Origin of the sequence: Nocardia sp. NPDC046763, assembly GCF_040645495.1 — a bacterium.
Classification (GTDB): Bacteria; Actinomycetota; Actinomycetes; order Mycobacteriales; family Mycobacteriaceae; genus Nocardia.
Map to the genome: position 1 here is coordinate 238419 of NZ_JBEYYI010000005.1, position 15542 is coordinate 253960.

A 15542-nucleotide genomic window follows, 5' to 3' on the forward strand; every position below is an offset into this window, starting at 1 on the left:
CGTCACCTGCTCGTCACCAGCACGTACTCGGCCGAGGTCTTCTGATACAGCTCCGGCACGTTCAAGGCGCCGACCTGCACGGTGTACCGGTCCACGTGGAAGTTGCACTGGTTGGCGACCACATTTCCGTGGTCCAGCACCGTGAAACAGCCGATGTCGCCGGGGAAACCCGGAGGTGGGGCGATACTCCGGCGATCGCCGGAGGTGTCCTTGGACGGATCCCATCGGCCCCACAACGCGCGGGCCGCCGTCCCGGTCCGGCTGTGGAACACCAGTGCGTCGCCGTAGCCGACCAGGTCGATGTCGCCGACCGTCAGGAAATCGAGGTCGTTGTCGGTCAGGCTCTGCAGCGCACCACGGCCCGTGTACACCCCGTCCGGGTCCGGCCGCATGGGCTCCTCGGGATTCGTCGGCAGGGTGCGGCCGAGAATGCCGTCCGGATCGAGCGGCAGGTGCTCGAACCTGTCCGCGGGCGTGGGCTGGAACCGGTCCAGCAGCGGCAGCGCCACGTCCAGCATCCGTTCGGTCCGGGCGCTCAGGTCGGCCAGGTCCGGCGCGGCGGCCAGCTCGTCGACCACCTTGATGAACACCACATAGCGATCGTGCACGGTCCAGGAGCCGATCGAGGCCACGTTCGGCCGCCAATGCGCCTTGCTGTCAGGGTATTTCGGCAGGGTGGCGGCCCGGTTGTCGACGTTGTAGGTGAAGTCGTCGTGCTCGAGCGCGGGGCCGACGGCCGCGGCCCGCCCGGCGTCCGGCAGCTCCAGCACCGCGATGCTCAGCCTGCGGTGCGTGGCGTCGGAATCGGATCCGGTGCACCAGGTATCGACCCAGCCGCCTTGCAGATCGTGGGCGACCTCGTCGAAGGTGTCGTTGATGAGGATGTCACCCAGGCCCTTGTGATTGGTGACGATGTGCGGGCGGACGTCGTTGGAGCACTCGTAGGCGTAGTCCCTGTCGGCCTCGAACGGCAGCGCCACGTAGTCCGACAGCCGCTGTGACTCGCGGATGCGGGATTGCTTGTCGGTCTTGGCATTTCCCACCACACGCGGCGTGACCTGATAGTTGCCGACCTCGAGGCTGCCCGGATCGGTCTGCTGCCGCACCGGTTGCCCGGGAACGCTGGTGGCACAGCCGGTCGCGGCGGCGAGCACGACCGCGACACCGCACAGCAGCGGCGCGCGCCACGCGAACGATGTCACCGTCCCCTCCTCGCGCCGGATTTTACCGGCGCGCAAGCCTTCTCGCGCGGCTTTGGCCGCCGGGGGTGTGGTCTCGGACACGATCGCGCGGCAATCCGGCCACCGGGATGTCTCGGCGCGCGCCCGCGCCGCGGCTGGCCGCTGGGCCGCAATCCTTAACATGATGGCGAATTCAGTGGTCGGAGCGACGCAACCCTCACCGGCAGGGATGTATCGCGGTGATTAACACAAATTCGCAAGCGGGAAGTCCGTCCTGTGAAGATTGCACCGAACGGGACTTCGATGCCCGATCCGTATCTCCGGGCAGGTACCTTCTACCCATGTTCTCCAAAGTCCTGGTCGCCAACCGCGGCGAGATCGCCATTCGCGCCTTCCGCGCGGCCTACGAACTCGGCATCGGAACGGTCGCGGTTTTTCCGTACGAGGACCGCAACTCCGTGCACCGGCTCAAGGCCGACGAGGCCTACCAGATCGGTGAGCCCGGCCACCCCGTGCGGGCGTACCTGTCGATCGAGGAGATCATCAAGGCCGCCAAGAGCGCCGGCGCCGACGCCATCTACCCGGGCTACGGCTTCCTGTCGGAGAACCCGGACCTGGCCGCCGCCTGCGCCCGCGAGGGCATCACCTTCATCGGCCCGTCCGCCCAGGTCCTCGAACTGACCGGTAACAAGGCGCGCGCCATCGCCGCCGCCAAGGCCGCCGGACTGCCGGTGCTGCGCTCGAGCGAACCGTCCGCCGATGTGGACGCGCTCATGGCCGCCGCGGAGTCCCTGGAGTTCCCGCTGTTCGTCAAGGCCGTGGCCGGCGGTGGCGGGCGCGGCATGCGGCGGGTCACCGATCCGGCCCAGCTGCGCGAATCCATCGAGGCCGCCGCGCGCGAGGCCGAATCCGCCTTCGGCGATGCGACCGTGTTCCTCGAGCAGGCGGTGGTCAACCCCCGCCACATCGAGGTGCAGATCCTGGCCGACCAGCAGGGCAATGTGATCCACCTCTTCGAGCGCGACTGCTCGCTGCAGCGCCGCCACCAGAAGGTGATCGAGCTCGCGCCCGCCCCGAATCTGGATCCCGAACTCCGCGAACGCATTTGCGCCGACGCGGTGGCCTTCGCCCGCCAGATCGGCTACTCCTGTGCGGGTACCGTGGAATTCCTGCTCGACGAGCGCGGCAATCACGTGTTCATCGAAATGAACCCGCGAATCCAGGTGGAGCACACGGTGACCGAGGAGATCACCGATGTCGACCTGGTGCAGTCACAGCTGCGCATCGCTGCGGGGGAGACCCTGGCGGACCTGGGCCTGAGCCAGGACGGCATCCAGATCCGGGGCGCGGCGCTCCAGTGCCGCATCACCACCGAGGACCCGGCCAACGGGTTCCGGCCCGACACCGGCCGCATCACCGGCTACCGCTCGCCCGGCGGCGCGGGCGTGCGCCTGGACGGCGGCGCGAATGTCGGCGCGGAGGTCGGGGCCTACTTCGACTCCATGCTGGTCAAACTCACCTGCCGCGGCCGCGATTTCGCCACCGCGGTGGCCCGCGCCCGGCGCGCGGTCGCCGAATTCCGCATCCGCGGCGTGACGACCAACATCCCGTTCCTGCTCGCGGTGCTGGACGATCCGGACTTCCGCGCGGGCCGGGTGACCACCTCGTTCATCGACGAGCGACCGCAGCTGCTCACCCTCAAGAGCTCGGCCGACCGCGGCACCAAGATCCTGCAGTACCTGGCCGACGTCACCGTGAACAAGCCGCACGGCTCGCGGCCGACCAAGGTGTACCCGCACGACAAGCTGCCCGCCCTCGACATGACCGTGCCGCCCCCGCCGGGCTCCCGGCAGCGGCTGCTCGAGCTGGGACCGGAGGGCTTCGCGCAGTGGCTGCGCAACCGCGAAGGGGTGGCCGTAACCGACACCACCTTCCGCGACGCGCACCAGTCGCTGCTGGCCACCCGGGTCCGCACCAACGGCCTGCTCGATGTGGCCGGGCATGTGGCGCGCATGACGCCCGAGCTGTTGTCCATCGAATGCTGGGGCGGTGCAACCTACGACGTGGCGCTGCGCTTCCTCTACGAGGACCCTTGGGAGCGGCTCGCGGCGCTGCGCGAGGCGGTGCCGAACATCAACCTGCAGATGCTGCTGCGCGGCCGCAATACCGTCGGCTACACGCCCTACCCCGAAAAGGTCACGCGCGCTTTCGTTTCCGAGGCCACCGCCACCGGCATCGACATCTTCCGCATCTTCGACGCGCTCAACAATGTCGACCAGATGCGCCCGGCCATCGACGCCGTGCGCGAAACCGGCACCGCCCTGGCCGAAGTCGCGCTCAGCTACACCGGTGACCTGTCGAACCCGAACGAGAACCTCTACACGCTCGACTACTACCTCAAGCTCGCCGAGCAGATCGTCGAGGCCGGGGCGCACGTCATCGGCATCAAGGACATGGCCGGACTGCTGCGCGCGCCCGCCGCGCACACGCTGGTCACCGCGCTGCGCCAGGAGTTCGACCTGCCCGTGCACGTGCACACCCACGACACCCCGGGCGGTCAGCTCGCCACCTACCTGGCGGCCTGGCAGGCCGGCGCGGACGCCGTCGACGGCGCGTCGGCACCCATGGCGGGAACCACTTCTCAGCCCGCGCTCTCGGCCATCGTTGCGGCAGCGGCGAATTCGCCCCACGACACCGGGCTGAACCTGCAGAACGTGTGCGACCTGGAGCCGTACTGGGAGGCGCTGCGAAAGGTGTACGCGCCCTTCGAATCCGGGCTGCCGGGGCCGACCGGCCGCGTCTACCACCACGAGATTCCCGGCGGCCAGCTCTCGAACCTGCGGCAGCAGGCCATCGCGCTCGGCCTGGGCGACCAGTTCGAGCAGGTCGAGGCCAAATACGCTGCGGCCGACCGGATGCTGGGCCGGCTGGTCAAGGTCACCCCGTCCTCCAAGGTGGTCGGCGATCTGGCGCTGGCACTGGTCGGCACCGGCGTCGACGTCGACGACTTCGCCGCCGATCCGGGTCGCTACGACATCCCGGACTCGGTCATCGGCTTCCTGCGCGGCGAACTCGGCACCCCGGCCGGCGGCTGGCCCGAGCCCTTCCGCAGCCGCGCCCTCGCCGGCCGCGGCCCCGCCAAGCCGGAAACCCAGCTGACCGCGGCCGACGAGGCCGGGCTGAACGGGACCTCGGCCGAGCGCCGGGCCACCCTCAACCGCCTGCTGTTCCCCGGCCCCACCGCCGAATTCGTCGCCCACCGCGAGAAGTTCGGCGACACCACCGGGCTGTCGGCCAACCAGTTCTTCTACGGCCTGCGCCACGACGAAGAACATCACGTCCAGCTCGACAAGGGCGTGACCCTGCTCATCGGCCTGGAGGCCATCTCCGAGCCCGACGAGCGCGGCATGCGCACGGTCATGTGCATCCTCAACGGGCAGCTGCGACCCATCACGGTGCGCGACCGCTCCATCGCCAGCGAGATCCCCGCTGCCGAGAAGGCCGACAAGACCAATGCCGGCCACATCGCCGCGCCCTTCGCCGGCGTGGTGACCCTGTCCGTCTCCGACGGTGATTCGGTCGCGGCGGGCGACACCATCGGCACCATCGAGGCCATGAAGATGGAGGCCGCCATCACCGCCCCGCGCGCGGGCGTGGTCCGTCGCGTGGCCATCGCCAAGGTGCAGCAGGTGGAGGGCGGCGACCTGCTCGTCGACGTGAGCGTCACCGAGGCCGCCGCCGAATGACCCGCATCGTGGCAGGTACCGCCGGGGGCCGACACCTGCGCGTCCCCCCGGCGGGCACCCGCCCCACCTCCGACCGCGTGCGCGAGGCGCTGTTCAGCCTCCTGCACGCCCGCATGGATTTCGACGGCCTGCACGTCCTCGACCTCTACGCGGGCTCGGGGGCGCTGGCCCTGGAGGCCCTGTCCCGCGGTGCCTCCCACGCGCTGCTCATCGAAGCGGACCGCAAGGCCGCCGCCATCATTCGCGGCAATATCGGCGACCTCGGGCTGCCGGGCGCGGAGCTGCGCCAGAACTCGGTCACCAGCGTCCTGTCGGGTGCGCCGCCGGAGCGCTACGACCTGGTCTTCTCCGACCCGCCCTATGACCTCGACGTCGCCGATGTGCAGGCCGACCTGCGCGCCCTCGTCGACAACGGCTGGCTGCACGAGGGCGCGCTCCTCGTCGTCGAACGCTCCACCCGGTCGCCCGAGGTGTCCTGGCCCGACGGCTACGCCCCGCTGAAATCGCGCACCTACGGCGAGACGCGTATCGATCTCGCCGAATTCGAGGGCTGACACCCGACGGATTTCCCGGCTCCCGCCGGTCTGAATACCGACAGGAACAGACCAGAGTAGGGAGTGCGTGATGTCGGATTCGATACGGACCGCCGTGGTCACCGGCGCGAGCCGGGGATTCGGGCGGGCGATCGCCGCCTCGCTCGTCGCGTCGGGCGCGCGGGTGATCGGCGTGGCACGAGACGCGCAGGCATTGCAGGACGTCCGTGCGGAGCTCGGGGACAGGTTCGTGCCGGTGGCCGCCGACGCGACCGAGGAAGCCGTGGCGCAGAAGGTGATTCGCGGGTACCGGCCGGAGTTGCTGGTGCTCAATGCCGGGGCCGCTCCGCCCCTGGCCCCCGTGCACGAGCAGACCTGGGAGACCTTCAGCCGCAACTGGGAGACCGATACCAAGCAGGTGTTCGTCTGGATCGGGGCCGCCTTGCGGGAGCCGCTGCCCCCGGGGAGCGCGGTGATCGCCATGTCGAGCGGGGCCGCGCTGGCCGGGTCGCCGCTCAGCGGCGGATACGCAGGAGCCAAGTCCACCATCCGATTCATCCGGACCTACGCCGCCGAGGAATCGGACCGCGCGGGGCTCGGCATTCGGTTCGTGGCCCTGCTGCCCAGGCTGACACCGGCCACCGGGCTCGGCCAGAAAGCGGTCGCCGGGTATGCCGCCCGGCAGGGCATCGACGTGGAGACCTATCTCGCCGGGATGGCTCCGGTGCTCACACCCGAACAGGTCGGCAAGGCGGTCGTCGAACTCGCCGATGATGCCGGCAGTGCGGCGGAATACTTGGTGAGCGGCGCCGGGCTGAAGCAGATCGGCTGAGGGGTCGCGACCATGACGACCAGCGCACCTCCGGGAGTAGCGGCCATGCCCTCCGACACCGAACGGCCCGCGGTCACCGCACCGCCCACCGAGCGCGAATTCGCCGCTCTCACACAGCGATTCCGCCCGGAACTGCTCGCTCACTGCTATCGCATGCTGGGGTCGGTGCACGACGCCGAGGATCTGGTGCAGGAGACCTACCTGCGGGCCTGGCGGGGGTTCGGCGGGTTCGAGGGCCGGTCGTCGCTGCGGCACTGGCTGTACAAGATCGCCACCATGGCCTGCTTGACCGCGCTGGAAGGGCGCTCGCGTCGGCCGCTGCCGTCGGGACTGGGTGCGCCGGAGGACGATCACCGGGTGGCGATGGCGGCCCGGGAGCCCGAGGTGGAGTGGTTGCAGCCCGCGCCGGACTCGCTCTTCGGGTTCGACGATCCGGCCGTCATCGTGGCCGGACGGGCGGGGGTGCGGCTGGCTTTCATTGCGGCACTGCAACTTCTGCCCGCCCGGCAGCGCGCGGTGCTGACGCTGCGCGACGTGCTGGCCTTCCGGACGGCGGAGGTCGCCGCCATGCTGGACACCACGCCGACCGCCGTGGACAGTGCGCTGCGGCGGGCCCGGAGCCGATTGGCGCAGGCCGGGCCGGTGGAGGCGGACCTGGCCGAGCCCGACGAACTCGCCCAGCGGCGGCTGCTCGACGGCTATGTCGACGCGTTCACCCGTGCCGACCACGCCGCCCTGCTCGAGCTTCTGCGTGCCGACGTGGAGATGGAAATGCCGCCCACGCCAACGTGGTTCACCGGCCGCGACGCGGTCCTCGGGTTCCTGCGCAGTCGCATCCTGCGGCCGGGCCTGTGGCGTTTCACGCCGACCCGCGCGAATGGCCAGCCCGCCTTCATCGTTCACAAACGCATCGACGACCACCACTACGAGGCCTACGGCATCCACGTCCTGACGCTGATCGGGGCCAGGATCGGCCGGATTACCGCGTTCAACGACCCGACCCTGGTGCGTACCTTCGGCGCGGCGGCCGCGCTCGAACTCTGAGGCCGGGCCCGTCGCGAGATCGACAGCGGGAGCGGCGGATACGGCGATGCCCGCCGTGTACGACACGGCGGGCACCGTCAGGAATGTCCGAGAACGTCAGTTCTGGAACAGGTCCCGCAGCGATTCGGGAGCCTTGTGCTGGCAGGTGTTCGCCAGGCAGCCCAGGTCCCACATCTGCTCGATGGCCGACAGCACCGAGTAGTGGTCGGCGAGGTCGGTGGACGTCTTGTGGTGGGGCTGGGGCTTGCCCTTCTCGCCCTGCTCCTTGTGCACCTTGTCGGAGTTGATCACCAGCAGCGGGGAGTCGCCGCCACCGAGCACGGTGCCATTGGCGCCGACCGGGCTGCCCGGGCCGCCGGAGAAGCCGGAGTAGTCGTTCTCGTCCCAGGCGATCACGATGCTGGAACGGGTCTTCTTCCAGGTGTCCGAGCTCGTGATCTTGGTGACGGTGTCTTTCAGGAAGGCGTCACCGAGCTGGATCGGGCCGTGCGCCACACCGGAAGCCGGCTCCGTGCAGTTCGGCTTGTTGACCAGCGCGGCCGCGGCGCTGGAGATGCCGTGCATGTCCGAGCACTGGTCGGGGCTGATCCAGGTGAAGTTGGGTACGTTGCCGCTCTTCAGGTCGGCGTCGAAGTTGTTCTCGAACGGCACCACCTTCTGCAGGCGGGCATTGCCGGGCGAGTTGACGTCCGAGAAGTACATGAACGGATTGTGCTTCTGGGCGTACAGCTTGACCATGGTGCCGTTGACGTTGCCCGGCGCGAATTCGCCCTGGAAGCCGGCCTGCGGCATGCCGCCCATGTAGGCCTTCCAGGACTTGCCCTTGCCCTCGAGCTCGTCGACCAGGTTCTTCCCGGCGAACATGTGCGGCTTGGCGGTAGCGCTGGCGATCTGTTCCGGGGTGAGCGAGGCGCCGGAGGTGCCGTCGCCGGAGTTCGGGACGAATTCCTCGGGGGCGCAGGTGGAGTCGGCACCGGCCTTGCAGTCGTCCCAGATGCCCTGGAAGTCGCCCGAGAACATGGAGAGGTAGTTCGGCAGACTCGGGTGGGTCACACCATGGAAACCGGTGGACACGCCGTTGTCGTTGGCCAGCTGGTTGATGAACGGCGCATCGGCCGTGTTGCCGAGGATGTCGTCGTCCCCCTGGTTCTCCATCATGATGTAGAAGATGTGTTCCGGCGCCGCCCCTTGGCCGTTCCCCGGATCGGCCGACGCGGACGCGCCCACCAGGCCGCTGAACGCGCTCACCGTCGCAGCCACGGTGACTGCGATCTTCCGACCCAACGATGCCCTTGCCATATGTGTGTACTTCCTTCATCGAGCGAGATTGCCGATGCAGCTTCGCAATCGGGTCAGGAAACGATCAACGCGAGAAAACCGAACAGTACGGAAACGGGGAGCAAGCAGTTGCTGGGTTTCGGAGCCATAGCTGACCAGGCATAACTGCGCAGCGGAGGCCGGACCGGGCCGCGGCCGCCCCGCCGACATGCGGTAGCGTTCGGCCATGGCTGGAGCACTGTGCCCCGGGTCGTTCGACCCCGTGACCAATGGACATCTCGACGTGATCGCCCGCGCCGCCGCGCAATTCGACGAGGTCGTCGTGACCGTCGTGGTGAACCCCAACAAGCAGGGCATGTTCACCGTCGAGGAGCGGATGGACCTGATCCGCGAGGTCACCGCCCACCTGCCCAATGTGCGGGTGGAATCCTGGCGCGGCCTGCTGGTCGACTTCGCCAAGCAGCAGGGCATCACTGCTATCGTCAAGGGCCTGCGCGACGCCACCGACTTCGGCTACGAGCTCCAGATGGCCCAGATGAACCGCAAGCTCACCGGTGTCGACACCTACTTCATCGCCACCAACCCGGCCTACGGCTTCGTCTCCAGCTCCCTGGTCAAGGAGGTCGCCGCCTACGGCGGCGACATCGCCGACCTGTTGCCGCCGATCGTCCACAAGCGCCTGCTGGCCCGCATCGCCGAACGCCGGGCCTGATCGCCACCGCAGGGGCGCAACCCCTTCCGCCCCTGCGGAATCCGGCCCGGTTCAGAGTGCACGGACCGTCAGGGCGCGCGGCTCGGGCGCCGGGGCCGGCTCGATTCGGCCGTCCGGGCGGCGTCGGCGGGTGGCCAGGGCGGACCGCAGGTGCCGGGCCGGCCGCCCCCTGACCAGGTCGTCCCAGGTCCAGCGGACCACGTCGAAACCGAGGGCGCGTAGATAGGTTTCGCGGGTCCGCTCGCGCTGCACGGCGGCCGCGAGGTCCTGACCCGGCCGCAGCAGCCGGCCATACTCGGTGGGCCCGTCGAATTCGCAGAGGACACCGGCGGATTCGTAATAGAAGTCGACCCGGCCGACGAACCGGCCATCGGAAGTCAGGACATTGCCCTGCGACCGGGGCAGCGGTAGCGCGTGCTGATGGATCATGGTGCGACTGAGGGACTCGCCGATGCTCTGACTGTGGCCGTCCAGCATCGCGATCACCTGCTTCGCCTGGCCGATCCCGTAGCGGCCCTTGGCCCGTGCGAGCTCTTCGGCCAGTTCGGTCGCTCCCAGCCCGAACATCCCCGCCAGCGCGTCGCCCGCCACCACCGCGGCGTCGAACGGCAGGGTCAGGGCCAGATCCACCACCGTCCGCGCCGGGGTGGTGACCAGCAGCCCGTCGAGCTCCGCCGCCGAATCCACCGGCGAACCATGGACTTTCGTGAAGGGCCTGGTCCGGCCGCCGCCGCGGCGGTTACGGGTGACGCACACGCGATCCAGGGGAGTGCGCCACAGCGTGGTGCCGTAGAGCACGGCCGCCGACTGGTGACTCACCACGGTGCCCGCCGCCATGTCCGGCAGCACGGCCCGGATCAACTGCCGATACTGTTCCCGCCGGCCCAGTGCCGGCGCGAGCCCGTGCTGCGCGGGTCTGCGCTGCTGGCCGTGCCCCCGCTGCTGCCCGGGGCTCCGCTGTGCGCCGCACCCCTCGAGCAGCGCCCGCCGGGATCTGCTTGCCCCGCACCGCCGTCCGCCGCCCCCGGCCGTCCCCTCGGCGCTGGTGGCGATCGTCTCGGCCGCGGTGTCCATCGGCGCGGCGGCAGCCGTCGTCCGGGTGGTCATTCGCCCTCCCGGCGGGGCGGTTGTGGGCGCCGGTGCCGCACGCACGACCCGCGGATCCGCCCCGCCGGCCGCTGTGGTCGCGGCCCGGCCGTATCCCGCCGTCCCCCAAGGCATCCGCGCCAACGGTCCATGTCGGAACCCCTTTCGTCGTCGATGCTGTCTTGGACGCGGACCGGCCGAAAAGGGTTCCCGCGCACGCGGAGAACGAGGAGCGGTGGGGCTCAGAACACCCAGAGCCGCAGGGTGAGGAAGCGCATGGTGCCGACCGCGGCGGTGATACCCAGCACCGCAATGGCTTCGGTGAGGCCGTCGATGCCCGGCTCGATGACCTCGAGAATGGCCAGGCCACCCGAGGTGATGGCCAGTCCGGCCAGCGCGAGCGCGCCGCCCTCCAATTGCGCTGTGTACCAGCGCACCCGGTCGGCCGCCTGGAAGGTGAGCCGCCGATGCATTTCGTTGGCCAGCGCGGTGCTCACGATGGATCCGGCCAGATTGGCCAGCTGCGGGCCGCCGCCGTAGAGCGCGAGGAACAGCAGGATGTAGCCGACATTGCTGAGGCCGCCTACCAGGGCGAAGCGAATCAATTGCGCGAAGACCGCGTCACCGCGGAGCCAGACTCCGAGCCGGCCCAGCCAGCGCGAGCCCGTCGCGTGCAGGGCTTCGGTGCCGTGGGCGAGGGCCTCGGTGCCGTAGGCCAGGGCCTCCGTGCCGTAGGTATAGGTGTTCACCAGCCCGGTCACGGGCATCGTCGCCCGTTCCGGAATCTCGTGGACAGCCATCGTCTTCCCCATCCGAACACATCGGTGTCGGCCGGGCGGTCCGGAGTTCTACCGGGCCACTGTCATTGGCCGACACGTTCTCGCCCTTCCACGGTAACACCAAGTGGAGTGGTTTCCTCCACTTGTTTTTGTGGTCTGTGAAACAGGCCATGTTCCGGAAAACCAGCGACACGCCGTGTCGGACCTTGTTGACAGCGCTGAGATTGGCAGACTGGCGGAAGCGGAGAGTCTCGCCGTGAGTCCTGGCAGGAGAGTGGAGTAGCACATGTACCGGGTATTCGAAGCGCTCGACGAACTGGTGGCCATCATCGAAGAGGCCCGTGGCATCCCGCCGACCCGCAACTGCATCGTGCCGCGCGGTGAGGTGCTGGAGCTCCTCGACGATGTCCGCGAGGCCCTGCCCGGGGAACTCGACGACGCCCAGGACGTGCTCGATCACCGCGACAGGATCGTCACCGACGCTCGCACCGGCGCCGAGACCACGGTCAAGACCGCCAATGAGCAAGCGCACCACACGGTTACCTCCGCGCGCGACGAGGCCGACCGCATCCTCGCCGACGCCAAGGCGCACGCCGATCGCATGGTCGCCGAGGCCCGCGCTCACGCCGAGCACCTGGTCGGCTCGGCGGAGGAGGAGGCCGAGCGCACCGTCGCCGACGGCCAGAAGGAATACGACACCCTCACCGGCCGCGCCCGCGTCGAGGCCGACCGCCTGGCCACCGCCGGTCAGGCTTCCTACGACCGCTCGGTCGCCGAGGGCAAGGCCGAGCAGGACCGTCTGGTCTCGCAGACCGAGGTGGTCCGCGCCGCCCACGCCGAATCCGCCCGGCTCATCGACACCGCCCAGGCCGACTCCGATCGCCTCCGCCAGGAATGCGACGACTACGTCGAGGGCAAGCTCGCCGACTTCGAGGAGACCCTGCACAACACGCTGCGCATCCTCGGCCGCGGCCGCCACCAGGCCCGCTCGGGCAGCTCCGTCCCCGACTACGCCTCCGAGTTCCGCCGCTGAATTTCCGATCGGGTTGCCCGCTTTCGTCCCATTTGGGTCGCAAGCGGGCCTTTCGGTATTGTTGGGTGGTTGCCCATTCCACACCTAGCGTGAGCGAGTTCAGAGATGTCCGCCGATTCCGGTAATGGTTCGCGTCATCGTCACAAGACGACCGACGCGGGCTTCGTGCTGGACGTACGCAGTCTCGGACGCGCCCCCGGATCCATGCGCGAGTTGCAGCGCACCCTGACGACCGCCGACAAGATCGGCCTCGATCTGATCGGCATCCCGGCCGGTGCGCAGGTCGAGCTGGATCTCACGCTGCAGTCGGTCTCCGAGGGCGTGCTCGTCACCGGCACGGTGTCTGCTCCTATCGAGGGCGAATGCTCGCGCTGCCTCGAATCGTTCACCGACGAGATCGAATTGCAGCTCACCGAGCTGTTCGCCTACCCGGACAGCGCCACCGAGCAGACCACCGAGGAAGACGAGATCCCGCGCCTGGTCGACGATTTCATCGACCTGGAACCGGTGATCGTCGACGCCGTCGGCCTGGAGCTGCCGCTGCAGCCGCTGTGCGAGCCGGACTGCGCCGGATTGTGCCCGGAATGCGGCGTCAAGATGGCGATTGCGGGTTACGGCCACGGTCATGAGATACTTGACCCTCGCTGGGCCGGACTCGCCAGATTCACTGACAACGAACACAGTCGGGCTGAGTCCACCGATACGGAGACCGTGTCGGACCCATCAACAGATTCCACCCTTGCGGGACACAACGGTGCCGCAAGTAAGAAGACAGAGGAGAGCTAGTCGTGGCCGTTCCGAAGCGCCGGATGTCCCGTGCCAACACCCACGCGCGTCGCAGCCAGTGGAAGGCCGCCGCGCCGACCCTGATCACCTGCCCGAACCGCGCCTGCGGCCAGAAGACCCTGCCGCACATCGCCTGCCCGAGCTGCGGCACCTACAAGGGCCGTCAGGTCACCTCCGCGATCTGATTCGCGTTCAGCCGACCGTGACCGCCAGCAAGGATGCGGCGGATATTCCCGCCGTAGGTGATGCAGCCGACCATGCCAGTCTGCTCGAGGCACTCGGCGTGGACGTACAACCGGAGCTTTTGCGCCTGGCGCTGACGCACCGGTCGTACGCCTACGAGAACGGTGGCTTGCCGACCAACGAGCGCCTGGAGTTTCTGGGCGATTCGGTGCTCGGTCTGAGCATTACCGAGCGCCTCTATCTGGAGCACCCGGACAAGTCCGAGGGCGAGCTGGCGAAGCTGCGCGCGAGCGTGGTGAACATGCACGCACTGGCCGAGGTGGCCCGCTGTCTCGGTGAGGGCGGTCTCGGCCGCCATCTTCTGCTCGGTAAGGGCGAGGAACTCACCGGTGGCCGCGACAAGCCGAGCATCCTGGCCGACGGCATGGAGTCGCTGCTGGGTGCGGTGCACCTACAGCACGGCATCGATGTGGCACGCACCGTCGTGCTGCGGCTGTTCGCCGAACTGCTCGAGCGCGGTCCCCGCATGGGGGCCGGGCTCGACTGGAAGACCAGCCTGCAGGAGCTGACCGCCGAGCGCGGCATCGGCGTGCCCAGTTACGAGATCACCTCCACCGGGCCCGACCACGACAAGGAGTTCACCGCCACCGCGGTGATCGGTGGTCAGGGTTACGGCCAGGGGGTGGGCCGCTCCAAGAAGGAAGCGGAACAGAAGGCCGCGGGCGCGGCCTACAAGGCTTTGAACGCCGAGAACGCGCCCGAGGGTTCGGCCGACGGCTCGAAGAGCTAGATGCCCGAGCTTCCCGAGGTCGAAGTCGTCCGGCGCGGGCTCACCGAGCATGTGGTGGGCCGCGTCCTGGACCGGGTGACGGTCAAGCATCCGCGTTCGGTGCGTCGGCACGAGCTGGGCGGGGACGATCTCGCCGCCCGATTGACCGGTCTGCGCGTCGAGAACGCGCAGCGGCGGGGCAAATTCCTCTGGCTCACCTTCGATGAGACCGACACTTCTCTGGTCGTGCATCTCGGCATGTCCGGGCAGATGCTGGTGCAGCCCGCGGCCGCGCCGCTGGAGAAGCACGCGCACATCATCGCCGCTCTCGACGACGGGAACGAACTGCGGTTCGTGGACCAGCGCACCTTCGGTGGCTGGATGCTCTCGGATCTGGTCGAGGTGGACGGGACCTGGGTGCCCGAGTCCGCCGCCCACATCGCGCGCGACCCGCTGGATCCGCTCTTCGACGCCGATGCTGTGGTGAGGACCCTGCGTGGCAAGCAGTCCGAGATCAAGCGGCTGCTGCTGGATCAGACCGTGGTGTCCGGGGTCGGCAATATCTATGCCGACGAGGCGTTGTGGCGGGCCAAGATCCACGGTGAGCGCTCGGCGGCCAAGCTGACCGGGCCCGCGCTGCACACGCTGCTCGGCGAGACGCAGAATGTCATGAGCGAGGCGCTGCGGGCGGGGGGCACCTCCTTCGACGCCCTCTACGTGAACGTCAACGGCCAGTCCGGGTACTTCGAGCGGTCGCTCAATGCCTATGGGCGCGAGGATGAGCCGTGCCGTCGCTGCGGTGCGATCATGCGCCGGGAGAAGTTCATGAACCGTTCGTCTTTCTCCTGCCCCCGCTGCCAACTCCGCCCGCGCGGCTGAGACCAGCAGGTATTCTTCGCTTCAAGGTCATTCCAGTGTGACCGAGCCTCCCTATCCCGTCTGTCGAGGCGCTACCTTTTTCACTAGCGGTATGCGTTGTGCCGGCTGGAGGAAACAAATGCGCAAACTGACCTACTACGTCGCGGCCACCATCGACGGATTCATCGCCACCGATGCGGGTTCGGTCGACTTCTTCCCGGTCGGGGGCGACCACGGGCCCGCGATCATCGCGCAGTATCCCGAGACCCTCCCGACCAAGGTTCGTCAGGTGCTGGGCGTCGACAAACCCTGCCAGAACTTCGACACCGTGCTCATGGGCCGCAAGACGCACGATTTCGGCGTCCGCACCGGCACTTCCAGCCCGTACGCCCATCTGCGGCAGTTCGTGGTGTCCACCACGCTGCCGGAGAATCCCGCCCCCGATGTCGAGTTGATCGCCGAGAACCCGATCGAGCGGGTGCGCGAGCTCAAGCGCGAGGAGGGGCTCGGCATCTGGCTGTGCGGCGGCGGTGAGCTCGCCCAGACCCTGCTGCCGGAGATCGACCAGGTGTTCCTGAAGCTCTACCCGATGGTGCTGGGCCACGGCCGACCGCTGTTCGGCACGGCCGGTCACCTGCCCGAACCCGCCCGATTCCGGATCCTCACCAGCTGTATCTTCGAGGACGGCGTGGCCTTCATCAAGTACAGCCGGGTGCGCTGAC

15 protein-coding genes are annotated in these 15542 nt (G+C 68.7%); 11 read left to right on the forward strand and 4 right to left on the reverse strand.

Features of this window, described 5'->3' with window-relative positions; translation table 11 throughout:
* Nucleotides 1–2: 2 nt before the first annotated feature.
* The gene (locus ABZ909_RS10665) at nt 3–1202 is read right to left on the reverse strand and encodes a hypothetical protein (RefSeq protein ID WP_356997665.1); all 1200 of its coding nucleotides are present in this window, start codon (nt 1200–1202) and stop codon (nt 3–5) included.
* A gap of 320 nt (nt 1203–1522) precedes the next feature.
* Here ABZ909_RS10665 and ABZ909_RS10670 point away from each other — a divergent pair, with 320 nt between their 5' ends.
* The 4 genes from ABZ909_RS10670 (at nt 1523) to ABZ909_RS10685 (ending at nt 7336) form a co-directional block, all read left to right on the forward strand.
* On the forward strand, nt 1523–4927 hold the full coding sequence (locus ABZ909_RS10670; RefSeq protein ID WP_356997666.1) for a pyruvate carboxylase: 3405 nt from the start codon (nt 1523–1525) through the stop codon (nt 4925–4927).
* The gene (gene rsmD, locus ABZ909_RS10675) at nt 4924–5481 is read left to right on the forward strand and encodes a 16S rRNA (guanine(966)-N(2))-methyltransferase RsmD (protein WP_356997668.1); all 558 of its coding nucleotides are present in this window, start codon (nt 4924–4926) and stop codon (nt 5479–5481) included. Before ABZ909_RS10670 ends, rsmD begins: the two co-directional genes overlap by 4 nt.
* Nucleotides 5482–5551: 70 nt before the next feature.
* Complete coding sequence (locus ABZ909_RS10680) at nt 5552–6292, forward strand: SDR family oxidoreductase (protein ID WP_356997669.1); 741 nt, start codon at nt 5552–5554, stop codon at nt 6290–6292.
* A 12-nt stretch (nt 6293–6304) separates the two neighbouring features.
* Nucleotides 6305–7336 carry a sigma-70 family RNA polymerase sigma factor gene (locus ABZ909_RS10685; protein ID WP_356997670.1) on the forward strand — a complete coding sequence of 344 codons (1032 nt, stop codon included), beginning with the start codon at nt 6305–6307 and terminating at the stop codon, nt 7334–7336.
* Between the two features lie 96 nt (nt 7337–7432).
* Here the strand turns inward: ABZ909_RS10685 and ABZ909_RS10690 are convergent, their stop codons facing one another.
* On the reverse strand, nt 7433–8635 hold the full coding sequence (locus tag ABZ909_RS10690; protein WP_356997672.1) for an alkaline phosphatase family protein: 1203 nt from the start codon (nt 8633–8635) through the stop codon (nt 7433–7435).
* 205 nt (nt 8636–8840) lie between these two features.
* On the opposite strand from ABZ909_RS10690, the gene coaD reads away from it, so the two are divergent.
* Nucleotides 8841–9326, forward strand: coding sequence for a pantetheine-phosphate adenylyltransferase (gene coaD, locus ABZ909_RS10695; protein ID WP_356997673.1), 486 nt, complete (start codon nt 8841–8843; stop codon nt 9324–9326).
* 51 nt (nt 9327–9377) lie between these two features.
* On the opposite strand, the gene ABZ909_RS10700 is transcribed toward coaD, so the two are convergent.
* Both ABZ909_RS10700 and ABZ909_RS10705 read right to left on the reverse strand, forming a co-directional pair.
* Nucleotides 9378–10433, reverse strand: coding sequence for a hypothetical protein (locus tag ABZ909_RS10700; RefSeq protein WP_356997674.1), 1056 nt, complete (start codon nt 10431–10433; stop codon nt 9378–9380).
* A gap of 221 nt (nt 10434–10654) precedes the next feature.
* Nucleotides 10655–11224, reverse strand: a complete 570-nt coding sequence (locus tag ABZ909_RS10705; RefSeq protein ID WP_356997675.1) for a GtrA family protein — start codon at nt 11222–11224, stop codon at nt 10655–10657.
* A 253-nt stretch (nt 11225–11477) separates the two neighbouring features.
* On the opposite strand from ABZ909_RS10705, the gene ABZ909_RS10710 reads away from it, so the two are divergent.
* The 6 genes from ABZ909_RS10710 to ABZ909_RS10735 all read left to right on the forward strand — a co-directional run bounded on the left by ABZ909_RS10710 (nt 11478) and on the right by ABZ909_RS10735 (nt 15541).
* Nucleotides 11478–12224, forward strand: coding sequence for a DivIVA domain-containing protein (locus ABZ909_RS10710; RefSeq protein ID WP_356997676.1), 747 nt, complete (start codon nt 11478–11480; stop codon nt 12222–12224).
* A gap of 105 nt (nt 12225–12329) precedes the next feature.
* Nucleotides 12330–13010, forward strand: a complete 681-nt coding sequence (locus ABZ909_RS10715) for a DUF177 domain-containing protein (protein WP_356997678.1) — start codon at nt 12330–12332, stop codon at nt 13008–13010.
* Nucleotides 13011–13012: 2 nt separating this feature from the next.
* Nucleotides 13013–13195, forward strand: a complete 183-nt coding sequence (gene rpmF / locus ABZ909_RS10720; RefSeq protein ID WP_040859971.1) for a 50S ribosomal protein L32 — start codon at nt 13013–13015, stop codon at nt 13193–13195.
* Nucleotides 13196–13212: 17 nt separating this feature from the next.
* Nucleotides 13213–13983: a ribonuclease III gene (gene rnc, locus ABZ909_RS10725; RefSeq protein WP_354837808.1), complete on the forward strand. Its 771-nt coding sequence runs from the start codon at nt 13213–13215 to the stop codon at nt 13981–13983.
* On the forward strand, nt 13984–14841 hold the full coding sequence (gene mutM, locus ABZ909_RS10730; RefSeq protein ID WP_356997679.1) for a bifunctional DNA-formamidopyrimidine glycosylase/DNA-(apurinic or apyrimidinic site) lyase: 858 nt from the start codon (nt 13984–13986) through the stop codon (nt 14839–14841).
* A 118-nt stretch (nt 14842–14959) separates the two neighbouring features.
* On the forward strand, nt 14960–15541 hold the full coding sequence (locus ABZ909_RS10735; RefSeq protein ID WP_356997680.1) for a dihydrofolate reductase family protein: 582 nt from the start codon (nt 14960–14962) through the stop codon (nt 15539–15541).
* Nucleotide 15542: the final 1 nt, after the last annotated feature.